Annotated in this window: 23 protein-coding genes and 1 pseudogene; 16 read left to right on the forward strand and 8 right to left on the reverse strand. The window is 57.8% G+C overall.

The genetic code is table 11. The features are described 5' to 3' along the window. Window positions 1–43 precede the first annotated feature (43 nt). Genes AC221Y_RS06445 through AC221Y_RS06455 form a run of 3 tightly spaced genes read left to right on the forward strand, consistent with a single transcriptional unit; the run spans window position 44 to window position 2372 of the window. Window positions 44–1228, forward strand: a complete 1185-nt coding sequence (locus AC221Y_RS06445; RefSeq protein WP_486707016.1) for a GNAT family N-acetyltransferase — start codon at window positions 44–46, stop codon at window positions 1226–1228. Next, window positions 1225–1518 carry a 4a-hydroxytetrahydrobiopterin dehydratase gene (locus AC221Y_RS06450; protein ID WP_299754778.1) on the forward strand — a complete coding sequence of 98 codons (294 nt, stop codon included), beginning with the start codon at window positions 1225–1227 and terminating at the stop codon, window positions 1516–1518. The genes AC221Y_RS06445 and AC221Y_RS06450 overlap by 4 nt, the downstream gene beginning before the upstream one ends. Beyond that, window positions 1518–2372, forward strand: a complete 855-nt coding sequence (locus AC221Y_RS06455) for a mechanosensitive ion channel family protein (RefSeq protein ID WP_299754780.1) — start codon at window positions 1518–1520, stop codon at window positions 2370–2372. Before AC221Y_RS06450 ends, AC221Y_RS06455 begins: the two co-directional genes overlap by 1 nt. 3 nt (window positions 2373–2375) lie before the next feature. Here the strand turns inward: AC221Y_RS06455 and AC221Y_RS06460 are convergent, their stop codons facing one another. Continuing rightward, entirely contained in the window at window positions 2376–2864 is a 489-nt protein-coding gene (locus AC221Y_RS06460) for a peroxiredoxin (protein WP_299754782.1), read from the reverse strand. Between the two features lie 79 nt (window positions 2865–2943). On the opposite strand from AC221Y_RS06460, the gene AC221Y_RS06465 reads away from it, so the two are divergent. Then, window positions 2944–4152: an NAD(P)/FAD-dependent oxidoreductase gene (locus tag AC221Y_RS06465; RefSeq protein WP_486707003.1), complete on the forward strand. Its 1209-nt coding sequence runs from the start codon at window positions 2944–2946 to the stop codon at window positions 4150–4152. Next, window positions 4149–4712 (forward strand): RsmD family RNA methyltransferase, encoded by a 564-nt coding sequence (locus AC221Y_RS06470; RefSeq protein WP_486707004.1) that lies wholly within the window; start codon window positions 4149–4151, stop codon window positions 4710–4712. The genes AC221Y_RS06465 and AC221Y_RS06470 overlap by 4 nt, the downstream gene beginning before the upstream one ends. Window positions 4713–4921: 209 nt before the next feature. Here AC221Y_RS06470 and fdhF read toward each other — a convergent pair whose 3' ends face one another. Continuing rightward, window positions 4922–7687, reverse strand: coding sequence for a formate dehydrogenase subunit alpha (fdhF, locus tag AC221Y_RS06475; RefSeq protein WP_486707005.1), 2766 nt, complete (start codon window positions 7685–7687; stop codon window positions 4922–4924). Between the two features lie 203 nt (window positions 7688–7890). Between fdhF and AC221Y_RS06480 the strand changes: the two genes are divergently transcribed. The 11 genes from AC221Y_RS06480 (at window position 7891) to AC221Y_RS06530 (ending at window position 20811) form a co-directional block, all read left to right on the forward strand. Continuing rightward, window positions 7891–8532: a histidine phosphatase family protein gene (locus tag AC221Y_RS06480; RefSeq protein WP_299757294.1), complete on the forward strand. Its 642-nt coding sequence runs from the start codon at window positions 7891–7893 to the stop codon at window positions 8530–8532. A 15-nt stretch (window positions 8533–8547) separates the two neighbouring features. Beyond that, window positions 8548–9159, forward strand: coding sequence for a glutathione S-transferase family protein (locus tag AC221Y_RS06485; protein WP_486707017.1), 612 nt, complete (start codon window positions 8548–8550; stop codon window positions 9157–9159). Further along, window positions 9156–10196 (forward strand): saccharopine dehydrogenase, encoded by a 1041-nt coding sequence (locus tag AC221Y_RS06490; RefSeq protein WP_486707006.1) that lies wholly within the window; start codon window positions 9156–9158, stop codon window positions 10194–10196. The genes AC221Y_RS06485 and AC221Y_RS06490 overlap by 4 nt, the downstream gene beginning before the upstream one ends. Before the next feature lie 348 nt (window positions 10197–10544). After that, window positions 10545–11873, forward strand: coding sequence for a serine/threonine protein kinase (locus AC221Y_RS06495; RefSeq protein WP_299757289.1), 1329 nt, complete (start codon window positions 10545–10547; stop codon window positions 11871–11873). Between the two features lie 12 nt (window positions 11874–11885). Then, on the forward strand, window positions 11886–13736 hold the full coding sequence (locus tag AC221Y_RS06500) for an FHA domain-containing protein (RefSeq protein WP_486707007.1): 1851 nt from the start codon (window positions 11886–11888) through the stop codon (window positions 13734–13736). Next, the gene (locus AC221Y_RS06505; protein ID WP_299757283.1) at window positions 13736–14764 is read left to right on the forward strand and encodes a PP2C family protein-serine/threonine phosphatase; all 1029 of its coding nucleotides are present in this window, start codon (window positions 13736–13738) and stop codon (window positions 14762–14764) included. Before AC221Y_RS06500 ends, AC221Y_RS06505 begins: the two co-directional genes overlap by 1 nt. Continuing rightward, window positions 14761–16038, forward strand: coding sequence for a P-loop NTPase family protein (locus tag AC221Y_RS06510; RefSeq protein WP_486707008.1), 1278 nt, complete (start codon window positions 14761–14763; stop codon window positions 16036–16038). The genes AC221Y_RS06505 and AC221Y_RS06510 overlap by 4 nt, the downstream gene beginning before the upstream one ends. Before the next feature lie 153 nt (window positions 16039–16191). Then, window positions 16192–18261: a dynamin family protein gene (locus AC221Y_RS06515; RefSeq protein ID WP_486707009.1), complete on the forward strand. Its 2070-nt coding sequence runs from the start codon at window positions 16192–16194 to the stop codon at window positions 18259–18261. A 10-nt stretch (window positions 18262–18271) separates the two neighbouring features. Continuing rightward, window positions 18272–19501 (forward strand): dynamin family protein, encoded by a 1230-nt coding sequence (locus AC221Y_RS06520; RefSeq protein WP_486707010.1) that lies wholly within the window; start codon window positions 18272–18274, stop codon window positions 19499–19501. A 121-nt stretch (window positions 19502–19622) separates the two neighbouring features. Further along, window positions 19623–20000 (forward strand): hypothetical protein, encoded by a 378-nt coding sequence (locus AC221Y_RS06525; protein ID WP_299757273.1) that lies wholly within the window; start codon window positions 19623–19625, stop codon window positions 19998–20000. Window positions 20001–20016: 16 nt separating this feature from the next. Further along, window positions 20017–20811, forward strand: a complete 795-nt coding sequence (locus AC221Y_RS06530; protein ID WP_486707011.1) for a hypothetical protein — start codon at window positions 20017–20019, stop codon at window positions 20809–20811. A 17-nt stretch (window positions 20812–20828) separates the two neighbouring features. Here AC221Y_RS06530 and AC221Y_RS06535 read toward each other — a convergent pair whose 3' ends face one another. From AC221Y_RS06535 to AC221Y_RS06560, 6 genes and pseudogenes are all read right to left on the reverse strand, one after another. Next, the gene (locus tag AC221Y_RS06535; protein WP_486707012.1) at window positions 20829–21182 is read right to left on the reverse strand and encodes a hypothetical protein; all 354 of its coding nucleotides are present in this window, start codon (window positions 21180–21182) and stop codon (window positions 20829–20831) included. Beyond that, the gene (locus tag AC221Y_RS06540; protein ID WP_486707013.1) at window positions 21152–21427 is read right to left on the reverse strand and encodes a hypothetical protein; all 276 of its coding nucleotides are present in this window, start codon (window positions 21425–21427) and stop codon (window positions 21152–21154) included. Before AC221Y_RS06540 ends, AC221Y_RS06535 begins: the two co-directional genes overlap by 31 nt. Window positions 21428–21612: 185 nt before the next feature. Next, window positions 21613–22599 (reverse strand): TAXI family TRAP transporter solute-binding subunit, encoded by a 987-nt coding sequence (locus tag AC221Y_RS06545; protein WP_486707014.1) that lies wholly within the window; start codon window positions 22597–22599, stop codon window positions 21613–21615. A 215-nt stretch (window positions 22600–22814) separates the two neighbouring features. Further along, the gene (locus AC221Y_RS06550; RefSeq protein WP_486707015.1) at window positions 22815–23036 is read right to left on the reverse strand and encodes a helix-turn-helix domain-containing protein; all 222 of its coding nucleotides are present in this window, start codon (window positions 23034–23036) and stop codon (window positions 22815–22817) included. Next, a complete protein-coding gene (locus tag AC221Y_RS06555; RefSeq protein WP_299753810.1) occupies window positions 22966–23226 on the reverse strand; it encodes an AAA-type ATPase lid domain-containing protein in 261 nt (86 codons plus the stop codon). The genes AC221Y_RS06550 and AC221Y_RS06555 overlap by 71 nt, the downstream gene beginning before the upstream one ends. Before the next feature lie 63 nt (window positions 23227–23289). Beyond that, a pseudogene (locus tag AC221Y_RS06560) lies at window positions 23290–23358 on the reverse strand (hypothetical protein); the annotation flags it as partial. Window positions 23359–23433: the final 75 nt, after the last annotated feature.

The raw sequence follows: 23433 nt of genomic DNA on the forward strand, positions 1-23433 counted from the left end.
CGTCGTACGCGCCAGTTGTGAAACAACCCGCAAGAAGAGACGCATGAGCGCATCTGACATCGAAATTTCTGTACTTGGCGGTCTGGCCGAGATCGACCCGGACGTCTGGGACGCTTGCGCATGTCCGGAAGCGGTCGACGGCGCGCGCGCTATTGATCCCTTCACGACCTATCGTTTTCTGAGGGCTTTGGAAGATAGCGGTTCGGTGGGACCCGGGACGGGATGGCAGCCGCATCATCTGGTGGCGCGTGCGGGCGATGAGGTCATCGCGGTTGCGCCGATGTATGCCAAGGGTCACAGCCAGGGCGAGTATATCTTCGACCACAACTGGGCGCATGCCTGGGAGCGGGCAGGCGGACGGTATTATCCGAAGTTGCAGATTGCGGTGCCGTTTACACCTGCGACGGGGCGGCGTTTTTTGACGAAGCCGGGCCAAGAGGATCGCGGCTTTCAAGCCTTGGTGCAGGGGGTGCTTCATGTCGGGATGGAGAACCGCCTTAGCTCGGCACACGCGACGTTTTGCACGGAAGATGAAGCGACACGAGGCGCAGAAATGGGCCTTTTGCATCGGGTGACCCAGCAATACCATTGGGTGAACGACGGCTACGGGACGTTTGATGATTTCCTCGCGGCATTGTCATCGCGCAAGCGCAAGACAATCCGAAAAGAACGACGCACGGCGCATGATTTTGGCGGCGAGATCGTCCAGTATTCGGGCAATGATTTGCGACCCGAGCATTGGGATGCATTTTGGCAATTTTATCAGGACACCGGCGCGCGCAAGTGGGGAACGCCCTATCTGACGCGGTCGTTCTTCGATCACGCTCAGCAAACGCTTCGCGATGACATGTTGCTTGTTCTGGCCCTTGAGGACGGACGGCCCGTTGCGGGTGCGTTGAATTTCATCGGACGCGATGTGCTGTTTGGACGCTATTGGGGGGCAGTCGAGCAGTTTCCCTGCCTGCATTTCGAACTGTGCTATTATCAGGCCATCGATTACGCGATTAAACACGGATTGCGCGCGGTTGAAGCCGGAGCGCAGGGCGAGCACAAACTGGCGCGTGGATATTTACCAGTTGAATGTCATTCGTTGCATTGGATGGCAGACGAAGGATTTTCTACAGCGGTTTCTGACTACCTTGAGGCCGAGAAGCGCGCCGTGTCAGGCGATATCGAAATCCTGACCACATATGGACCATTCAAGAAGATCACAGAGGAGCCGACATGAGCGAGAAACTAACAGGTGAAGCGCGCGAGGCGGCGGTGTCGACACTGACTGCGACGGGATGGGTGTTGGGCGAAGATCGTGATGCGATCACCAAGACGTTCAAGTTTGGCAGTTTCATCGAGGCCTTTGGGTGGATGACCCGGATGGCGCTTGTGGCTGAGAAGATGAACCATCACCCCGAGTGGTTTAACGTCTACAACCGTGTCGAGGTGACCTTGACGACGCATGACGCCGGTGGTCTGTCCGCCCTTGACGCTGCGCTGGCGGAGAAGATGGACAAGGCGGTCTGATGGAATACCTCGACCAGTTAATGGGTTACCAAGTCGTCGATGGCACGACGGTGGGCGATCTTTTCACGGTTCGCTTTCTGATCGATATCGCGGGGCAGGTGATGCTGGCCAGCGTGATCCTGATCGTAGGCTTCTTTTTGGCAGGCTTCTTCCGCCGCCGGATTATTCGGCTGGCGGAGAGATCCCGTCACTTCGACAAGACGATGGGTGGCTTCCTGGCCAATATCGTGCGCTACGGTCTTCTGGCGCTGACGATAATATTCGTCCTGCAGAATTTCGGCTTCCAGACGGCGTCCCTTATTGCGCTTCTTGGTGCCGCCGGTCTTGCGATTGGCCTTGCTTTGCAAGGTGTTCTAAGTGGCGTCGCATCCGGTGTGATGCTGGTGGTTTTCCGTCCGATCAAGGTCGGCGATTTCGTGTCCGTCAACGGCGTTATGGGGACGGTCAAGGACATTTCAATCTTTACGACGGAACTTGCGACGTTGGATAATGTTCAGATCATTATGCCGAACACGTCGGTCTGGTCGAGTACGATCACGAACTACTCGGTATATGACAGACGACGTGCAGAATGGATTTTCGGTGTTGCTTATGGTGCCGATCTTGCCAAGGCCGAGCAGATTATCAAAGATACTATTCTTGGCGATCCGCGCTCATTGACAGACCCCGAGCCGTTCATTCAAGTGAACAACCTTGGCGACTTCTCGGTCGACTTTCTTGTACGGGTCTGGGTGCCTGCGGCTGCATATTTTCAGTATCAGGCCGATATGAAGCGTCTTGTGAAAGAGGCGTTCGATGCCGGCGGGATCGATATTCCGTTCCCGACGCGCACCGTTCGTAACATCTCTGCCTAAGCGCTAGACCATTTCAAGAAGAGTTTCGCCGGCCGTCATTTCACAGACACCGCGCCCCTCTTCGACCTGAAGCACTTCGACAACGCCGTCGTTTACGACCATGGCGCAGCGCAGGATGCGCTGGATGTAGCCAACGGGGGGGGCATCAAAAGTCAGGCCGATGGATTTACCAAAGGCGCTGGACCAGTCCGCCAACATGGTAATTCCAGCTTCTGTTGCGCCTGTTGTCTCGCCCCATTTGGCCATCACGAAGACATCGTTGACTGAAACACAGATGATTTCGTCGATGCCTTTTTCCTTGAACGCTTCGTATGTGCGGATGAAACTTGGCAGATGCGCCATCGAACAAGTCGATGTGAAGGCCCCAGGCAGTCCGAAGATAACGACGCGCTTGCCGGAAATGTGCTTGGCGACGTCGATTTCTTCGGGTCCGTTCTCGCCCATGTGAAGAACAGTTGATGACTGGATACGGTCGCCGACGGTGATAGGCATTGCAGGGGAACTCCGGGTGGCTACTAAGGTTGATACGGGACATAACGTGGTGGATGGGTTTGACCAGAGGGCAAAGCGAATGAGCGGAATTTTTGTCGTTGGTGGCGGACAGGCGGGGGCGTCTTTGGTCGCCAAATTGCGAGCACTTGGCGCGGAGATGCCGATCACGGTCGTCTGTGGTGAAAGCGTGCCGCCGTATCAGCGTCCGCCTTTGTCGAAGGCATATTTGCTTGGGGAGATGGCAGAAGAGCGGCTCTATCTGCGGCCTGAGGCCTGGTACGCCGACAACAATATCCAGCTGCGCCTCGGCTGTCCGGTGACCGAGATTGATACGGAGCGCAAGGCTGTCGATATTGGCGGGGAGTGGATCACATATGATCAGCTTGTCCTGACGACCGGGTCAATACCGAACCATTTGCCCGCCGCGATTGGGGGGGATTTGGAGGGTGTCTTCACTGTGCGGGGCCTGGCCGACGTGGACCGGATGGAGCCTCGGTTCCAGCGCGGCGCGCGGGCGCTGGTTGTTGGTGGTGGCTATATTGGGCTTGAGGCCGCGGCGGTTGCGACCAAACTTGGCGTGCATGTGACGTTGATTGAAATGTCTCCGCGTATTCTGGGGCGTGTGGCCTCGCCAGAGACGGCAGATGTCATTCGCGAGGCTCATCGCGCCCATGGGGCCGATATCCACGAGGGCGTTGGACTTGAGCGGCTTGTTGGCGGCGGCGGGCATGTGACGGGCGCGCTGTTGTCGGATGGCACGATGCTCCATATTGATTTCGTGATCCTTGGCATGGGTATTCGTCCTGATACGCGGTTGGCGGAGCGTGCCGGTATTAAGTGTGACAACGGGATTGCAGTGGATGAATTCGGGCGCACGTCGGTCGAGGGCATTTGGGCTGCGGGGGACTGCGCAAGCTTTCCGTACAAGGGCGGTCGGTTGCGATTGGAATCGGTGCAGAACGCCATTGATCAGTCCGAGACCATTGCGAGCAATATTCTTGGAGCCGAGACAGCCTATGTCCCGCAACCCTGGTTCTGGTCGGATCAGTATGATCTGAAATTGCAGATTGCCGGTTTGAATACGGGGTATGACCGCGTGGTTGCTCGCAAAGTAGGTGCTGCGCGGAGTTTCTGGTATTTTGCGGGCGATCAGTTGTTGGCCGTCGATGCGATCAATGCGCCGCGTGATTACATGGTCGGCAAGCGGTTGATCGAGGCGGGGAAAAGTCCCGCGCCAGAGGTGCTGGCTGATCCTGAAACCGACATGAAAGCCCTGTTGAAGCCGTGAGGATCATTGGCGGACGCATGCGCGGGCTTGGCCTTGCCTCAGTTGGTAAAGGCGATGCGGCTGCACACTTGAGGCCAACGTCGGACCGTGTGCGTGAGTCGATTTTCAATCTTTTGCAAAACGGCGGCTACGGTGATCCTGTGGAGGGCGCGCGCGTGCTTGATCTGTTTGCGGGAACCGGTGCGCTGGGGCTTGAGGCTTTAAGTCGGGGAGCTGACCACTGTGTCTTTGTGGACTCAGGACATGTCGCAGGCCGTTTGATCGCTGACAACATCCAGCGCGCGCGCGTTTCGGAAGATGTCCGTGTGATAGCGCGCGATGTGCAGCGGTTGGGTCCAAATCCTGATACGCCCGCGACTTTGGTGTTTCTTGACCCGCCCTATGGCAAGGGCCTGGGCGCGCGTGGCTTGGCGGCGGCGACGAAGGGTGGCTGGATTGGCCTGGGCGCTTTGGTTGTCTGGGAAGAGGCGGGCGAGCAGGATGCTCCGACAGGCTTTTCAAAACTGGATGCACGCCGTTACGGCGAAACCTGGGTGACGGTCCTGCGGTTTGAGGCCTGATCCGGATGTGATTTGGTGATGCGTGCGACTTGGATTAATCTGACAAAATGAGCGATGCGACATTACTTAGACTGGGGCGCGAGTCCCATTTATGAAACCAACCAGCGCCTACAGTCGCCGCCGCAGCCCAATTGGTCAGTGATGGGCGATATCTTGACGTCCCGTGGCGGCGTGTGTCCGGCGAGGATGATCCCAAGCCTCAGATTTAATTACTCGGCCGCGACCTGATCCTCGGCCTTTTCGACTTTGACCGCTGCGAATTTGAACTCGGGGATCTTGCCGTAGGGGTCTACAGCCGGGTTTGTCAGAACGTTTGCCGCCGCTTCCACGAAGGCGAAGGGCACGAACACCATATCGGGTGCAACAGCGCGGTCGGCGCGGGCCATCAGCGTGATGGTGCCACGGCGTGTGGTCAGGCGGACGTGGCCTCCGGGTTCGACCTCAAGCTTGTACAGTGTGGACGGATGCAGCGAGCAGTTTGCCTCCGGCTCAACCGCGTCGAGAACTTTTGAGCGGCGTGTCATCGACCCGGTGTGCCAGTGTTCCAGCTGACGGCCCGTGGTCAGGATCATCGGGTAGTCCGCATCAGGCGTTTCGTCCGGTGCAATGACAGAGGCAGGCGTAAAGCGTGCGCGGCCGTCAGAGCGCGGAAATCCATTTCCAAAGACAATGGCTTGTCCGGGATCAGTTGGGCTAAGCGATGGATAGGTGACCGCGTTTTCGGTTTCGAGACGATCCCAGGTGATGTTGTCGAGAGAGGTCATATTGAGCTTCATCTCGGCGAAAACGTCAGCGGGGGTCGTGTAGTCCCAGTTCAGCCCGCAGCGGTTGGCAAGATCAACGGTGATCAACCAGTCTTCGCGCGCCTCGCCTGGAGGAGCGACCGCCGGACGACCCATCTGCACTTGTCGGTTGGTATTCGTAACAGTGCCGGACTTTTCGTAGAACGCCGACGCTGGCAAGATCACGTCTGCATAGTTGGCCGTTTCGGTGATGAAGATGTCCTGCACGACGAGGTGGTCAAGCTTTGCAAGCGCGTCGCGGGCGTGTTCAACATCCGGGTCGGACATCGCTGGGTTCTCGCCAAGGATGTACATTGCCTTGATATTGCCGTCGTGAACCGCGTCCATGATCTCGGTGACGGTCAGGCCCTTTTCGTTCGAGAAATCGTCTGATTTCCAGACATCGGTGAACGCGGATCGCACGCCGTCGTCGGTGACGGATTGGTAATCAGGCAGGAACATCGGAACCAGACCCGCATCCGAGGCGCCCTGAACGTTATTCTGGCCGCGAAGGGGATGGAGGCCCGCGCCGGGACGGCCGACCTGGCCCGTCATAAGGGCAAGCGAAATCAGGCAGCGGGAATTGTCGGTGCCGTGGATATGCTGGCTGATGCCCATGCCCCAGAAAATCATTCCGGCCTTGGCTGTCGCGAAATCGCGGGCGACAGCGCGGAGCGTTTCGGCATCGATACCGCAGATCGCGGACATCTTTTCGGGAGAGAAGTCCTTGAGGTGGGCTTTTTCGGCCTCCCAGTTCTCGGTGTAGGCTTCGATGTATTGTTGGTCGTAAAGTCGTTCCTCGACAATTGTGTGCATGATCGCGTTCAGCATGGACACGTCTGCGCCGGGACGGAATTGCAGCATGTGAGTGGCAAAACGTTTCAGCGCCTGACCGCGCGGGTCCATGACGATAAGCTTGCCGCCGCGTTTGGTGAACTGTTTGAAGAACGTCGCCGCTACGGGATGGTTTTCGATCGGGTTCGCGCCGATGACGATGGCGACATCGGCGTTTTCGATTTCGTTGAAGGTCGCGGTGACAGCACCCGAGCCGACGTTCTCCAGGAGAGCCGCGACCGAGGACGCGTGGCAAAGCCGCGTGCAGTGATCGACGTTATTGTGGCCAAAGCCCTGACGGATGAACTTTTGGAAAAGATAGGCCTCTTCGTTGGTGCATTTGGCCGAGCCAAAGCCCGCGACTTCACGACCGCGGCCTTTCAGGCCAGTGGCGGCAACATCAAGGGCTTCGTCCCAGGTCGCTTCGCGGAAGTGCGTATGCCAGTCGCCGGGATCGACGTTGAGGCCTTTTGCGGGCGCATCTTCGCGACGGATCAGAGGTTTCGTCAGGCGATGGGGGTGGTGGATATAGTCAAAGCCAAAGCGGCCCTTGACGCAGAGGCGCCCTTCGTTGGCAGGGCCATTGATGCCGTCGACGTATTTTACTTTGCCGTCTTTGACTTTGAGCGAGACCTGACAGCCGACGCCGCAGAACGGGCAGATTGAAGCAACTTCGCTATCGAAGTCTTTGCTGTCGCCGACGCCCGCACCTTCCGTGACGGTTGCAGGCATAAGGGCGCCGGTCGGGCAAGCCTGCACGCATTCGCCGCAGGCCACGCAGGTGCTGTCGCCCATCGGATCGTCAAAGTCGAAGACGGGGTAGCTGTCGTGGCCGCGTCCGGCCATGCCGATCACGTCGTTGACCTGAACCTCGCGGCAAGCACGCACGCAAAGGCCGCACTGAATGCAGGCGTCAAGGTTCACGCTCATCGCCACGTGGCTGTCATCCAGAAGCGGAATGCGGCCCTGTTCCAGTTTAGGGAAGCGAGAGGTCTCGATACCCTGGGCGTCGGCCATGTCCCACAGGTGGCTTGATTTGTCGTGCGCCGCATTTTGCTCCGGCTGGTCCGTGACAAGCATCTCCATGACCAGCTTGCGAGCCTGCGTTTCGCGCGCACCGGTGCTTGAGACGGTCATGCCTTCGGTCGGCATGCGGATGCAGGAGGCGGCCAGCGTGCGTTCACCGTCGATTGAGACCATGCAGGCGCGACAGTTGCCGTCCGCGCGGTAGCCCGGCGCATCTTTGTGGCAAAGGTGCGGGATCAGCGTGCCTTCCCGCTTGGCGACTTCCCAGATGGTCTCGTCTGCGCGGGCTTCCACGTCGCGGCCATCCAGTGTGAATTTGATCTTGTCGCTCATGCGGTCGGCTCCCTTTGCCAGAAGGTTAAACCACTCGTGCGGCAATCGGAACGTCTCAAAGGCGACAGGGGTGAGTGAAAATGCGTCTTTGCGGCGCCGCGCGTGTCAGATCGCAAACAGATGAGCGAAAGCGCAGCGCGCAACTTCGCGCGATTGGCAAGTCTGCTGTGATCCGGTATCGCCGGTGGCGAAGGAGACACACCATGGGCGAAATCACTCTTGTCCGACACGGGCAGGCGAATTCCGCGGCCAACACGGAAGAAGACTATGACCGGCTGAGCGATCTTGGTGTCACGCAATCTTCCTGGCTTGGGGAGTGGATGCGCGATCATGGCTATGGTTTTGATCACGTGATTTCGGGAACGCTTGTGAGGCACCGCCAGACGGTTGCAGCCATGGGCTGGGAAGCGGACGAGGATGCACGCCTCAATGAGATCGACTATTTTCGGCTGACGGATCAGATGCATACCGTGATGGGCGCGCCAATGCCGACGCCCGATACCTTCAGTGATCACATGCCAAAAGTGTTCGCCGCCTGGAAGCAGGCCGAGATTGAAGGTCAGGAAACCTACGAGAATTTCGAGACGCGCGTGGCCGCTCTTTTGGAGGAAGCCTCTGTTCCGGGCAGACAGTTATTATGTGTGACGTCCGGCGGCGTGATCGGGATGGTGCTTCGGCATATCCTCGATCTTGATCTGGTGCGGATGAGCCATGTTATGCTGCCGATCTGGAACACCTCGATACATAGACTGACGGTGCGGGACGGATCGGCGTTTTTGGCGGGGTTTAATGCGATTCCCCATCTGGACCGGCCGGAACGCGCATCGGCACGCACGCACTTCTAAGGGAGATCACGGATGTTGAAGCTTTACTGGGCACCAAACACCATCGCTTCTGCGACGGCGATTGTTTTGAACGAAGGCAATGTCCCTTGGGAGGGCATTCGGGTGGACGTCGCGAGCGGTGAACAAACCAAGCCCGCGTTTCACAAGGTGAATCCAAAGGGGCGGGTGCCCGCTTTGGTCACGCCCGAGGGTGTTTTAACCGAGACCGGAGCGATCCTTGAGTACCTAGCCGCAACCGAGGTGCCAAGCCTTGTTCCGGTTGATCCTTTGCATGCGGCGCGGATGCGCGAAGTGATGTATTTTCTGGCCTCAACCATGCATGTGAACCACGCCCACAAAATGCGCGGCGCGCGCTGGGCTGATGAGAAACGCTCATGGGCAGACATGACCGCAAAGGTGCCGGAAACGATGGCGCTAAGTTGCACCTATATCGAGGCCTTGATCGCAGGGCCGTTTTTGTTTGGGGATCACGTGACGCTGGCCGATGCTTGGCTTTATCCAATCAGTTGCTGGTTGGAAGCGGATGGCGTCGATATTGCGGACTTCCCCAAGTTGGCGGCGTTTCGCGCGGCGATGGCCAGCCGCCCGTCTGTGCGGACCGCGCATGATATGGGGATGATCGGATGACGCATTTCTGGGTCAGGCAAGAACCCCGTGCAAATGAAGCGCGCGCTGGCGTTATGCCCGAGGGGGTCGAGGCATTGATGGCGGCCGGGCATCAGGTCACGGTCGAGGACGACCCTGGCCGCGCGATCCCGACCGATGCTTATCGCGCCACGGGTGCGGCTATTGCGGTGGCAGGTGCATGGGTCGATGCGCCGGTTGACGCGGTGATTTGTGGGCTAAAGGAGTTGCCTGATGATGGCACGCCTTTGCGCCACCGCCATATCATGTTCGGGCATGCCTATAAGGGACAGGCAGAGGGCGCTGTTCTTTTGGACCGGTTTCGTGCGGGAGGCGGCACGCTGCTTGATCTTGAGTATCTGACGGACCCCTCAGGCCGGCGCGTTGCGGCGTTTGGCGTCTGGGCGGGGTTTGCCGGGGCTGCGGTTTCGCTGATCGGGTGGGCTGCCGGGCAATCGGGAGGTACCTGCCCGAAAGCGCAGGTTTTTGCATCGGCCGACGCGATGACGTCGCATGTGCGCGAGGCCCTTCAGGAAAAGACGCCAAGCGTCATCGTTATCGGAGCCTTGGGGCGAGTTGGCACCGGTGCGCGCGATCTGTGCGATCGCTTGGGTTTGCCCGTAACCGCCTGGGATATGGCTGAAACCGCGTCTGGCGGGCCTTTCCCCGAGATCCTGACCCATGACGTCTTTCTGAATTGCATTCTTGCCAGCCCCGGCGTGCCGGTCTTTGTGCCCGTCAATGCCATAAGGGCCGAACGAAAGCTGCATATGATTGGTGATATTGCCTGCGACCCGTCCAGTGATTTCTCGCCCATCAAAGTTTACGACCAGATAACGTCATGGGATGCCCCGACGCTGCGGGTACATGAGACCCCCCTGTTGGATGTGATGGCAATTGATAATTTGCCGTCGATGCTGCCGCGCGAAGCCTCCGAGGATTTTGCCGGGCAGTTGTTGCCACATCTTTTGGCGTTCAAGTCGGATCCCGAAGGGGTCTGGACGCGTGCGGCAGAAATTTACCGCTCACACACGGATTAGCGGCGGCTCTGTCGTAGATTTCGTGATGCTCCCACGGTCAGGGTCGCTGGGCCATGCACAAAGTGTGAAGCATTTTCGGAAACAGCAGAACGACGATTAATGTGCGATTTGCGCAGTCTTGTGCCTCGGCTTCGGTTGACCGCAAGATTTGGGATCAATTGCGTCTACAATTCTAAAAATGCCGCAGGATTGGATGCGGAATGACCCGGTCGCGCCACATTATGGGCAAAATCTGCCGATAGCTCTGATCAAGTCGCAGCAGTCAGGTGGCGGTTTTTCGGCATATCGGCATGGCCCCGCCAACGATCGATTACCTGACGAAGAGAGCGGCAAGAACTTGGGTGTGAGATGAACGCAGGGCAGCAAAATTACGATCCGGGGCTCTCTGAGAGCTTTGCGGATGCGTTAAAGCCCGGCACGGAGTTGCTGCACGGCCAGTTCAGGGTTGAAAAATTCCTGAACGCGGGCGGGTTCGGTATGACGTATCTCGCTCGCGACAGTCTCGACCGGATTGTCGTTATCAAAGAATGTTTCCCGTCTTCGATGTGCTGCCGCAACAACGGCAGTGTTATGGCGCGTTCGCGCCAGCATCAGGCGGAATTCGATGCGGTTGTGAAGCACTTCGGTGCGGAGGCCCGCCGCCTTTCCAAATTGCAGCACCCGAACATCGTCGGTATCCACCAGGTTTTCGAGGACAATCAGACCGCCTATATGGCACTTGATTTCGTTCGCGGTCGTGATCTGCTCGACACGATTGAAGACCCGCGGATGAAACTACACCCCCGGGACGTGAAGGACATCCTTCTGAAGTGTCTCGAGGCGGTTCACTACATTCACACGAACGATGTTCTGCACCGCGATATTTCGCCGGATAACATCCTGATCGATGGCAAGGGAAACCCTGTCCTGATCGACTTCGGCGCGGCCAAAGAAGAAGCCACGCGCGCCAGCCGCGCGCTTTCAGCGCTGCATGTTGTTAAAGACGGCTACAGCCCGCACGAATTCTATATCGCCGGTTCGACGCAGGATGCGTCATCGGATCTCTATTCACTGGGCGCTACGTTTTACCACGTTTTGACCGGGATGGCGCCGCCCGATGCGCAGGCGCGGGTCAGTGCAATCGCGGGCGATCGTCCAGATCCCTATAAGCCGGTTTCCGGCAAGTTCCCGCAGTTTGAGGACGCGTTCCTTCATGCGGTGGATAAAGCCTTAAGCGTCTTTCCACCGGATCGTATCCAAACGGCCCGCGACTGGATGGAGCTTGTCGATACTGAGCGCCGCCGTTCAGCCGCTTTGCAGCAGGCGGAACTTGATCGTCAGATCGAACTGTCGATCTCGCGTCTTGTCCAGGAAACGAACAAGGCTGTGGAAGAAGACATCAAAGCACTCGAGGCCAAATCAAAGGTCGAGAAGAAAGAAGCCCAGCGGTTGCAGAAACTGGCTGAGGAACAGATGCGCCAGCGCAAGAAGACGCTGGATGAACTGGCGATGCTCGATGATCAGGTGTTCCTGGAAGAGCAAAGTCGAAATGCAGATAACGCGGCACGACGTTCACAAATGGGCGGCGGTCACGATGAGGCTGGTCGAAAACGGAAGAGATCGATTCTGAGCCGTTTGCTCCCATTCGGATTACTGCGCGGGACGTTCCGCGGCAACGGTCCTTCGGATTATCGCTAGAGAGGCAGAACCATGAAATTGTTTAAAAATATCATGTCGAGAAAGCCAGACCCCCAAGAGGTGGTAGGTAAGATCGATCTGGAGATGGACGTCGAGCCATTGCGCCGCCGCAGTGAGCCGCAGGCCGATGACACGGGGCGTATGAACTCCAGCCGAAGCCCGTCTGACTTTGATGTTCCGCTTTATGCAGACCGCTCAAAGCCCACCTACGAACGCGACGAAGAACCTGAGGAGGTCGATGGCGCGGGTTGGGGGGCAACGGCCTGGGACGATCAGGATGATTGGGAAGACGATGACGACGATTGGGGCGACGATGAAGATGTTGCCGCAAATGGCGAAGACAAGGCGCATCTGGTGAACGAAATTCGCGGTGCGATGCAGTCGGTCAGCCACGTTTCGGCTGACGACGAATACGAAGAAGAGGGTGACGCCCCACATAGTGATTTCCCGTCAAGCCGGTGGTCGGACGATGCGGACTTTGGACGCCAGGCAATTGCCCGCAGCCAGCTTGGTTCGCAGATCGATGGAGCCGAAGATCGGCTCCTTCGCGAAACGAACTCCAAGCTGGTCGAAGGCGAAAGCAGCCGTCGCCGCTCGGCAATGGCACATCTGAAGGCCGCCGCGCAGGCGACGAAAGCAGATCGCGTGCTGCAGCATGTGGCCGAACGCGATCCAACTGCGGATCCTGAAGAGCAGAGCCCTTATCGCGATGATCTGGCGAAGGTCGTGCGTCCCCGCGCGTCAAGCCGCCCAATCAGCCACCCGGTGAGCCGCCCTCGCTCAGTGCCCGCGCCTTGGGATCAGGGTATGAGCGACGAAGACGCGGCCTTGTTTGCGGCAAGCGACGAGACGGATTTTTCGGCCGATGCAATGGCAAATGACGCGGACGATGATCGCGCGGATCTTGAGGCGCGTGCGCCTGCCGATCTAAGTGCCGACGAGTTCGCCGACGATAGTATTTTCAGCGAAGAACCCTCTGCTTTTTCGGATGTAGAAGATGACGATGATACGTCGGAATGGGGCAATCGGTTCGCGACTGAAGGCGACGATGATGGCATTGATCGCTCGGCATTTACGGATGAACCTTCTGAGCAGGTCGAAAGTCTCGACGCGGCAGGCGACGTCAGCGACAACGCGGATGATGACGGCTTTGATATGGACGAAGACTTGGACGCCGATGGCCCCATTGCCAGCAGAGTCGTGTCTGAAGTCGTGGCCTCGGCCAACGCGTCGGGAGTTGAAGAAAGCTCTGCGGATGATGACGATTTCGTGCGGCGCCAAATTGCTGAGATGTCCGGAGTTTCTAAAGCCGCGGCAGAAGTTGAACCGGTCAACGAGATGGATGGCTATGTAAATGTCTCCACGGCTGTTTCGGGCCGGGCTGGGCGTAGTGCCGGCAGGGTGAAGACGCGCCTTCTTGGCTTCCAGGCCCAGGAGGACGCCCCGGAAGATGTTTTCGAGGCTGCCAAGACCGCAAGTGAAGCGAACAAGTCGGACTTCCCGGTTGGTTGGATCATTGTGATCAGTGGTCCGGGACGCGGGTCCTGCTTTACGATGTTCACAGGGGTCAGTCAGATCGGTCGTGGCGAGGATCAGGCAGTACGCCTTGATTTCGGCGACACGTCTATCTCGCGCAACAACCATGCTGCGGTCGCCTATGACGACGAGCAGGGCAAGTTTTTCCTCGGTCACGGGGGCAAGTCGAACCTTGTGCGGCTAAACGGCAAACCTGTTTTGTCGACAGAAGAGCTCACGAGCGGAGACATGGTTCGCATCGGCGAAACGACACTGAAATTTGTATCGCTTTGTGGTGAGGATTTCACCTGGGCGTCCACCGCGGACAAAGGGAACTTTGCTGAGTAATGTCGAAGTCTCCTGACATAAGGTTTGACGTTGCGTCAGTCCTGAATCGCGGTCGCCGCGACTATCAGGAAGATGCAATTGCGACGGACTTCCCGCGTGGCGCGGAGTTCGGCTATGCCGTCCTGTCGGATGGTATGGGCGGGCATGCGGCCGGGGATGTTGCGTCAAAGATTGTCGTGACTGAAATGTTTAGCGAATTGAAGTTCCAGTCGTCTGACACAAAGTCATTTGTCGCGAACGTCTGTGGAGTTCTGAAGGGAGCGGCCGTTTCGGCGAATGCTTGCATGGCTGCACATACGTCAAACAACCCCGACACCGCCGGGATGGGTGCAACGCTTGTCGCCCCAGTGTTCCTGCGGGATAAATTATTCTGGATTTCAATAGGCGACAGCCCGCTTTATCTATACCGCGGTGGTCAGTTGAGACAGCTCAACGAGGATCACTCGCTTGGACCCCACATCGACTATATGGTCCGCTCGGGCATGATGTCTGAAGATGTCGGGCGCAATCACCCGGATCGCAATGCGCTGACGTCGGTGCTGATCGGCGAAACGATTGAGCGTATCGACTGTCCCGAAGTGCCTTTCCAGCTGCGCAACGGTGATGTTTTGGTCGTGGCAAGCGATGGGCTGCAATTCCTGTCGAACGGGAGAATCCGCAAAGTTTTGCGCGAGACCGACGACCAGTCCGCAACACGCATTGCAGATCGGCTGATGAACGAGTTGGCTACACTTGCCGACCCAGAGCAGGACAATATCTGTTTCTCCGTCATCAAGGTTCGCTTCAAGACACAGCCTGAAGAGAATGCCAATATCTTCACGCCCGAGTTCGAAAACCGGGCAACAAGACGCCGGCAGGTGACCACCCGACCCATAAAGCCCCAGTCTGCTCCGGCAGAGGAAACGGTGGCCGTGAACAAAGCCGTCGCGGAGCCTGCTCCGCAACCACAGCACTCCAAGAAATCGTCCCATGAAGGCGCTCCGATCTTCCTGCGCCGTCGCTGGCTCGCGTCAGATGGTGGGGCATGAGAGATAACGTCGCTGACGAAGACATTGTCGAGCGGCTGCGGCACGCTATTGCGACTGAAGCGTTGCCAAAGGCCGCCCGCGAACATGCTTCGCTATTGTTGCAACGCCTGTCGTCGCCGGTGCGTGTATCGGTTCTTGGCCTACCCGGATCAGGCAAGTCAGAGCTTTTGAACATGTTCATTGGCCAGCGGCTTTTGCCCAGGGACAGCAAACTTCCGACGACCGAACTTACCTATGGGACGACAGAACGGATCGTCGTCACCGACGCGTCGGGCGGGCGAAATGTTATCGAAGGTCTGAATTTTGAAGAGGCGCAGGCGATTTCGCCGGCGTTCATGCGCGTGGAAATGCCTCTCCCGCTGTTGCAACGTATCAGTCTTCTGGAGGTTGTCACTGACGGCTCGTCAATAGAGTTTCAGTCGGCAATTGATTGGGCCGTTCGGCGTACGGATATTGCACTTTGGTGCACACAGACATTTGGCGAGGCTGAGGCGCAGCTTTGGGCGCGCGTGCCGGACAGCTTGAAAGATCACGCGTTTCTGGTGGTGTCGAAAGCGGACGTTTTGTCCGCTAAGAACGCTCTGACGTCGCGAATCGCTGACCTTGAGACCGTGGTGTCCGAGGAGTTTAATTCGCTCTTTGCGGTGGCGACCCTGCAGGCGATTAAGGCACACCACGCAGGCGGTGCAGTCGATGAGGCAATCTATCATGCCTCTGGCGGTGGCGCGCTCAGTGCGGAGATTCTGCGGCACGCGGAGCGTGGGCGCCGCGCGGATGTCGACAGCGCGCATTTGTTCCTTGCACGCTATCAGATTAGTTCCCCAAGTCAGTCCAAACCGACGAAGGCGAAACCGGTAGTTTCGGTTGAAACGAGACCGACCTCGCCACAAAAACCTGCGCCAGTGGTGCATTCCAGTCCGGAGATACAAAGCAGTACCGAAGATGAAATCGTTGAAAATGTTGTGCTTTTCTCTGATTCTATTCGCTTCTTGCGGCGTCGAGGCGATGGACTTTTGGAAGCTTCCTCAAGCCTTGGCAAGGGCAAGGCTGATGGTCTTGTCTCACAATGCGTGGACGCAGTTGAGCATCTTGTTGACCTGTTCAGCGACGATGATACCGGCTGCTCGGCGGCCGATGCCTTTCTCGACGATCTGACCGAAGCGGCAGATTTGATGGTGTTGATGCAAGTCGAAAGCGGGGACGCCTCGGCGGCCGACGCAGTGACTTTGTTGCTCCAGCTTCGTCGAGAAATGGAAATGAAATTGGCAGCTTAGAAAGGATGAACACACGATATTGACCGAAAATACGTCACAAAATGGCCAGATTGGCCGGGAATTCTAGCGGGATCAGAAACGATGGCGCCCGAATGACCAAATGTGACCGGTCAGGATTGCCCATCAGGTGTGTGTGTTCGTTAGGTAGTAGATATGAAAGTTGACACGAGGATCATGGAAGAAGGTGCCACCCCAGCTGCAGGCAATGCGCACCTCCTTGGACGTGGGTTCGAGGGGCTTGGGCCCTACCTGCAAAAATCGCGCGAGTTGCGCCAGGCGCTGGTCGCCTTGGGCAAGATGGGGGATAAATCCACCAATCGCACAGCGCGCCGTTTGCATCATCAATTGAAGCATGCTGAACCGTCCATCACGATGATCGGACAGGTGAAGGCGGGTAAAACATCACTGGTCAATGCAATGGTTGGCTTTCCCGATTTGCTTCCCGCGGATGTGAACCCATGGACGTCTGTAGTCACCTCGTTGCACCTGAACCCGCACTTTGCCCAGGAAGATAACCGCGCGAGTTTCCGTTTCTTCGACACGGAGGAATGGAGCAGGCTTTTGGATCGCGGTGGACGCATTGGCGAGCTTGCAAGCCGCGCAGGTGCGGAAGATGAGCTTGCAAAAGTGCGCGAACAAGTCATCGAAATGCGCGAGAAATCCCGCGAGCGTTTGGGTGAAAAGTTTGAGCTGCTTTTGGGCCAACAGCACGACTATGGATATTTCGACCACGAATTGATCGAGCGCTACGTCTGCCTTGGCGATGATTTTGAAGATGACTTCGAGACAAGCCAGGCGCAGGGCCGCTTTGCCGATATCACGAAGTCTGCAGAAATCTTTATGCAGCGCCCTGAAATGCCAATGCCGATGTGCATTCGTGACACGCCTGGCGTGAACGACACTTTCATGATCCGCGAGCAGATCACTATCCGCGCGATCCGCGAAAGCCGTATCTGCGTGGTTGTGTTGGCCGCGCACCAGGCGCTTAGCTCTGTCGACATGGCGCTGATCCGTCTGATCGCCAACGTCAAGTCGCGCGAAGTCATCATTGCGGTCAATCGCTGCGACGAGCTGAGCGATCCAGTGCGCCAGATCCCGGAAATCCGCGACAGTATTCGCAAGACGCTGATCGAACATGACGGTCCCAAAGACGCTCAGATCATTTTCTCGTCTGCCTATTGCGCGACCGCCGCACTGACCGGCAATCTCGACGCCGTTGATGATGAAACACTAGAAGCTATGACGGCATGGGCCGTGGATGAGGGACGTGTGACCGATGCCGCATCTCTGACCCCAGAAGAGCTTTTATGGGACATTTCCGGGCTTCCAAGCATCTACGCCGCGCTTAGTGAGCGTATTGCCGACGGGGCTGGGCAAGATATGCTGGACCGCATCGGCAAATCGGCGATGAACCTTGCAAATGGCCTTAACGCGGCACATCAGGTCGTGTCGCGTCGGGAGTCTGATGCCTCCCTGCCGCCGCTTGAAAAAGGGCAGCTTGAGGCCGAGTTGCAGCGGATCGAGGCTGAGTCTTTGGCCACAATGAACACGTCCTTCGAGAACGCGATTGACGCATTTCACAAACGTCTAGAACGATCTCACAGAAGCTTTCTGGAGCGCGCAACCGGCTCTTTGCTGAAGCATCTTGATGAGAACGGTGAAAGCGAAGTTTGGGAATACGACCCAAGCGGACTTCGCATCCTCCTGCGCACAGCCTATCAGGTGTTCGGGCGCAAAGCGCAGCAGACAACCAAAGAACTTCTGATCCAGACGGCCGAAACCTATGCAAGCGTCTATTTCCGGCTGTTTGATGTTTCGGAGGAAGACTTTGGGATTGAGGCTCCGACGCCGCCTTTGGTGCCGCCGCCGGTTCTTTTGGGACAGACAATTGCGCTTGACCTAAAAGGGACTTGGTGGTCGCGCTGGTGGCATAAGCGCCGGGGATTTCGGTCTTTCGCGACCGAGTTTGCCGAGATGATCAAGTCCGAGACGGACCCGATTGTTGAAAGCTTAAGTGGCCCACATGCGGACTCTATCCGCGAGTCGTCGTTGCAGGAGCTTCGCGAATTTATGGCCGAGCAACGCGCAATTCTGACGCGCCTTGCCGAAGAGGCCGAAAACGCACCGGGCGGAGCCGCGGCCTTGCTGGACGCCGAAGGAACAGCCGTTAAGCGCGCGCAGTTGAAGCAAACGATGGCAGCGCTGACCGAAATTGCGGCCTGAGGGGGGTACGATGGAAGACCAAAAAGCCAACGAAACAACAGGGGAAGATACGCCTGCGGAAACCAGCGTAGAAGGTTCGCTCAGGCGGGTTCTCGACTCCAGCAGTCACGACCTACTTGGCGAAGCGGGCAGCCTGCGAGCGACGTCAAAGCCTGCCTTCGAGGACGTCGTTGCAGATCATAAAACGGCCGGCGTTCAATCTGATTTCGCATCAGATTTTGCGGACCCGTCGCTTTTGTATCGTGGACCGACGTCTGCATCGGACGAAATCCAAGAGACGCATGAAGACGCTGAGACCGAGGGTCCTGTTGAAGACTTCCCCAGAGAGTCGACCGAAGAGGGCCTTCAAATCATCGAGGCCGCCCCTGAAGAGCTCTACGAGCCGGAAGAAGAAATGGCGGGGCCGGGTCTTCCTGAGAAATCCGAAGGTGGAAAGCCGGTCCTTTGCCTTATGGGCGAATTTAGTGCGGGCAAATCAACGCTCTCAAATCTGTTGATCCAAACCGCGGCGTTGCCGGTCAATGTTACGGCAACACAATTGCCGCCGGTGTGGATTTCCAAGGGCACAGAGGCCCCTTATCGCGTCGGGTTTGACGGTCGGCAGTTCGATCTCGAGCTTGAAAACCTTGAAGACGTATCCGTTGAAGACACGGCCTTTATTCGAATTTTTCATGATGCCGAGCTTTTGGATCACTGCGATCTGATTGATATGCCGGGAATTTCGGACCCGAATATGGATGCAGAAGTTTGGCAACGCGTAATCCCCCACGCCGATGCCGTGATCTGGTGCTCGCATGCGACCCAAGCATGGCGGCAATCTGAAGCTGCGGTTTGGTCCATGCTTCCGCCCGCGCTTTATGCAAACAGCTTCCTGTTGCTTACGCGGATGGACAAGATTTTGTCCGAGCGTGATCAGATGCGCGTTGCCAAACGCGTTGGGCGCGAAACAGCCGGGCTTTTCAAGGAAATTTTCCCAATCTCACTGACACGCGCGCTCGCCGCGGACGGTGACGCTGAGAAGTGGAGCGCCAGCGGCGCCGAGGATTTCTCTAACGCTCTTCACAGGCTTCTGGCCGAGATTGGCGTTCGCAAGGCGGAGTACGACGACGCCAATGCAGCAACCGATCCCGATGCGCCGTCGAAATTTGTTATGCCTTCGCGAATTCAGCCCAAGAAACTTCTGGCGCGACGCATCAACAGCCGCACGCGCTCGGCACCGGCCCCGCTTCCTCCCTTTTAAGGTACAGCACATTTGTCAGCATTTTTGCAAAGACCGGCGGGGCTTGCGTCCGCCGGTCTTGCTGCGCATTAAGGTATTGGCGTACTGCGCGGTTGTGCGTTGACGCGACAAAGGGCGGATAATGGACGTCACCGAGGTATTGGACGGGCTAAGAGCGGATGTCGAAGGATGCGACCTTGCGGCGTTTGCTGATTTGAACACGTCGATGATCCTTTGTGTCAGTTCCTCAACGCGCCATGCTCAGGAAGAACTTGATGCCTTGACCGAAACGGCGGCAGCGGTTTTGGATGGGGGGGTTGCCGAGGGCGCGCGGACCTTTCTGGACGGAGCCAAAGCGCAAACCGCGATCACCATGACCCCGGTCGATGTCCGGGTCTATTTGCGGGCCTCGCAATCTCAAAGCGAAGCACTGATCTGTCTCTGTGCACCTGATGCTGATTTGGCGAAAGTAGTCGCCCGTGGGACAGCAACGCTGAGCACGATCATGAGCAAGGCTTAGGGAAGGGGAGACCGGCGTGGACGATTTCTCCCGGCTTGAAGCGAAGTTGGCGAAGCTCCGTCAACGAGCGAGCGCCCCCGGTGAAAGCCGGACGATCCGCGGCACGCCGGAGCGCCTTTTGGCGGCGGTGGTCTCACAGATCGACGAAACGATCTTGCCGCGTGAGCTGGGGTTCACTCAAGGCGACACATCAATTTTCATAGCGGTTGCGAACCGCCGGCTTCAGGCATTGGTCGCCGCATCAGCGTTACGGGATGCGGCAGTCGGGCTTGTTGGCAAGGCCATCGCGGATGCCGAAGACCCAGCCCTTGGTCAATTGCGCGATGTCTTGATCGGCTTGCTTGCAGCAGGGGAGGTCTGGACGATCTCAAGTCGTCGACAGTCGGGTGACGGTTTTCCGTCTGACATTGGCGTTCCGTCTGGGCCCTTGGCGCGCGCCTGGCAAATTGCGGCTTCCGGAGCGGGCCGCGAAAATCCCGATGCGGAACTTGCAGACTACCTTAAATCTCTGGGTGTGCGGGCGACCGCGTGGCTCCTCATCGAAGGGGAAGAGGTCAAGGACCAATCCGGCCCAGAAGATATTGTGGCTGGACTGAGCAACAAAGCCGCGCTTTTCCTTGATGGATATTTCAGTAAGAAAGACATGCTCTTTCAGGGCGAAACAGGGCCGAGTGGCCTTGTGTTTGCGGGCGATATCGATGGCGCGGCGGTTCTCTTTGTAGAGTGCGAAACATCAATGGCCTTCGTGATGACCAATGCCGCGGATGTGGCGACGCTCGCCCGCGATTGGCAAGCGCGCGTCGTTCTTTAAGGGCCGTTGCCGGCGACTTAGTCGGCGCCGGACATCCGGATTTGCGCATCTGGCGAAGGCTTGAACACCTTTTGCACAAAGTAGGTCGCCGCGGTCAGGCCGATCCCGATCAGGTCAGTCACAAGCCCACCTGCAATCATGCAGAGTGCTGCAAGAAGCAGAGCCAAGCGAATGAACCAAGCGGTCATTCCGCCCATGAACCAACCCTGCACGCTGGAAGACAAAAGGTAGACCCCGAAGACTGCGGTCGCACTTGCCCGGATCACTTCAAACCAGGTGCCGTCCATCAGGATCGCACCGTTGTAAAAGAACATGAACGGGACAATGAAGGCCGCGATGCCTATTTTGAAGCTGGCAACGCTGGTCTCCATTGGGTTCGCGCCGGACACAGGGCGCCCGCAACGTGGACAATCCGGAAATTCCACGTCTCAAGAGGGAGCGTTGGTAGGAATGGGACGGTGATACCGGTCCACTCTGAGATCGACAAACCGTTCAGGGCGGCCATGTGGAAGGCGGCGTAAAATGCGGGCAGACGTGCCATAAGGGTCAAATGCCAACCCTCAAACAGGCGTCGGTTCGCCTCAACCGGCTCCTCGTCAACGCCCTCTGCGATCACGGGTCCTTTGATTTGTGCGGATGTATCGGTTCAGGGGGGTCCCCGCCCGGCATAGCTTCGTTATTTGGCGCCACACTAGCGCAACACCGGTTCGTGTCAGTCTTCTTCTTGGTGGAAATTCTCTGGGGCTCCGGGGGCGACGCCCCCGGTGGATCGCCGCGCCAAAGGCGCGACGAAACCCTTCCTTACATTCCGTAGATCATCTCGTCAGGGATATCGGCCCCGGCGTTTTCTTTGAACCACTTGGCCGCACCCGGGTGCCACTTCAGAACGCCATTTTTGTCGTAGTTCGCAGGCACTGTAGACCGGGCTGCCTTGTGGATGTTCTGCATGCGGGCGTTGTCCGACATGACGACATCAACAACGGCTTCTACGAAGCTATCAGGCAGGTCGCAGTTTGCGATCGCGAAGTTCCACATGCTGACCGAACGCGCGTCGGCGTCCAGCGAGGTATATGTGCTGGATGCAATGTCGAACTGGCTTACCGGGAAAGCTCCAAGAATAGTCTCCTGCTCGGCCTCGGTGAACTCGATGATGTTCACGTCGGTCTGAACTTCAAGCTGGCTTACGGCAGGAACCGGAACGCCTGCTGCAAATGCGATGACATCCAAAAGACCGTCCTGAAGCTGGCTGCCAAGGTCAGTCCAACCGCCGTTGCGACGCTCGAAGTCAACGCCAAGCGTTTCCATCATGCGCGGGAAGTAGGTGTCAGACGTCGAATCCGCAGGGCCGAAACCAATTTTCGCCCCGGCAGGAATATCTGCGATCGTGGTGATGCCGGACGACGCCAGAGCCGTCACGGAGAACGGAGTCTGATACATCGGGAACATCGCGCACGCTCCGGACATTTGCAGGCCGGGTGCATTTGGGTTGGTGCCAGCAAGCGATTCTGCAGCAGGACCCATTGTTGTCATGCCGAATTGCGCGTCACCTGTGTGAACCAGCGCCATGTTCTGCATCGGTCCGCCAGTGACTTCGCCACCGCCAGAAAGGCCAAGCTCGTTCGCAACAAGGTTGGCCCAGCCTGAACCATAGGCGAAGTAGGTTCCGCCCTGTGACGCGGTTCCAACGGTAAAGCTTTCAGGCCAGCCGGTCTTGTCGACGTGGCCGTCTGCGTAGGCAACTGTCGTGGTCAATGCGACGGCAACTGCCGTCAGTGCGACGTCTTTCATACCGTATCCTCCCATGATGGCCAGTCGTAGCGGCTGGCCTCGCCCAAATGCCGACCCGAAAGGTGCATCATTAGGCGGACTAGTGCTGCAGGGGGGAGGTCAAGCGCAAGGGATGTCGTTTAAGCGTTTTCGCAAACAGGCGTGCGCCTTGCGCGGCTTGTGCAGAAACCGGCACAAATCGTCCGTTGAATGTGCGCAAATCCGCCCATCCGACCCTAATCTGTGTCGTCGTCAATAAAATCCTGCTGGGACAACCCGTGCTTTTGCATCTTTTCATAAAGGGCACGGCGCGACAGCCCAAGCGACTGGTAGGTCGCCTTCAGACTTCCGCCCTGACTGGTGATGGCCGCGGCGATCAGACTTTTCTCATAGGTCGCCAACTGACCCGAAAGGGGTGCGCCCCTCGCCAGCTTTCGCGCCCCCGATGTCGAGATCAAGCCCTAGCGCAAAGCGATCGGCGGCGTTCCTCAGTTCGCGGACATTGCCGGGCCACTCACGGGCGCTGATGCGGCTTAGGACCGCGCCGGGAAGTGTCGGTGCGGGGCGCTTGTAACGAATTGACGCCTCTTCGACGAGTTGCACAAACAGGCGAGGGATGTCTTCGCGTCGTTCAGACAGATTTGGCAAGCGTATTGTGACAACATTCAAGCGATAAAGAAGGTCGCTTCTGAATTCACCGGGCGCAGCCGCTGTTTCGAGGTCATGTTTGGACGCGGCGATAAATCGGACGTCTAGCGGAATTGGATCGTGCGAGCCCAGCCGGGTGACTTCACGGTTGTGGCCTGCATGGGGTGCGTGAGACGATCAATTTCGTCGAGAAATATCGTTCCACCA

It is taken from the genome of Boseongicola sp. (assembly GCF_057460485.1).

Bases quoted from the DNA above. Each gene is read 5' to 3' on its own strand.
- AC221Y_RS06445 (WP_486707016.1), top strand. From the start codon at position 44: ATGAGCGCATCTGACATCGAAATTTCTGTACTTGGCGGTCTGGCCGAG.
- AC221Y_RS06450 (WP_299754778.1), top strand. From the start codon at position 1,225: ATGAGCGAGAAACTAACAGGTGAAGCGCGCGAGGCGGCGGTGTCGACA.
- AC221Y_RS06455 (WP_299754780.1), top strand. From the start codon at position 1,518: ATGGAATACCTCGACCAGTTAATGGGTTACCAAGTCGTCGATGGCACG.
- AC221Y_RS06460 (WP_299754782.1), bottom strand. From the start codon at position 2,864: ATGCCTATCACCGTCGGCGACCGTATCCAGTCATCAACTGTTCTTCAC.
- AC221Y_RS06465 (WP_486707003.1), top strand. From the start codon at position 2,944: ATGAGCGGAATTTTTGTCGTTGGTGGCGGACAGGCGGGGGCGTCTTTG.
- fdhF (WP_486707005.1), bottom strand. From the start codon at position 7,687: ATGAGCGACAAGATCAAATTCACACTGGATGGCCGCGACGTGGAAGCC.
- AC221Y_RS06480 (WP_299757294.1), top strand. From the start codon at position 7,891: ATGGGCGAAATCACTCTTGTCCGACACGGGCAGGCGAATTCCGCGGCC.
- AC221Y_RS06490 (WP_486707006.1), top strand. From the start codon at position 9,156: ATGACGCATTTCTGGGTCAGGCAAGAACCCCGTGCAAATGAAGCGCGC.
- AC221Y_RS06495 (WP_299757289.1), top strand. From the start codon at position 10,545: ATGAACGCAGGGCAGCAAAATTACGATCCGGGGCTCTCTGAGAGCTTT.
- AC221Y_RS06500 (WP_486707007.1), top strand. From the start codon at position 11,886: ATGAAATTGTTTAAAAATATCATGTCGAGAAAGCCAGACCCCCAAGAG.
- AC221Y_RS06505 (WP_299757283.1), top strand. From the start codon at position 13,736: ATGTCGAAGTCTCCTGACATAAGGTTTGACGTTGCGTCAGTCCTGAAT.
- AC221Y_RS06510 (WP_486707008.1), top strand. From the start codon at position 14,761: ATGAGAGATAACGTCGCTGACGAAGACATTGTCGAGCGGCTGCGGCAC.
- AC221Y_RS06515 (WP_486707009.1), top strand. From the start codon at position 16,192: ATGAAAGTTGACACGAGGATCATGGAAGAAGGTGCCACCCCAGCTGCA.
- AC221Y_RS06520 (WP_486707010.1), top strand. From the start codon at position 18,272: ATGGAAGACCAAAAAGCCAACGAAACAACAGGGGAAGATACGCCTGCG.
- AC221Y_RS06525 (WP_299757273.1), top strand. From the start codon at position 19,623: ATGGACGTCACCGAGGTATTGGACGGGCTAAGAGCGGATGTCGAAGGA.
- AC221Y_RS06535 (WP_486707012.1), bottom strand. From the start codon at position 21,182: ATGGAGACCAGCGTTGCCAGCTTCAAAATAGGCATCGCGGCCTTCATT.
- AC221Y_RS06545 (WP_486707014.1), bottom strand. From the start codon at position 22,599: ATGAAAGACGTCGCACTGACGGCAGTTGCCGTCGCATTGACCACGACA.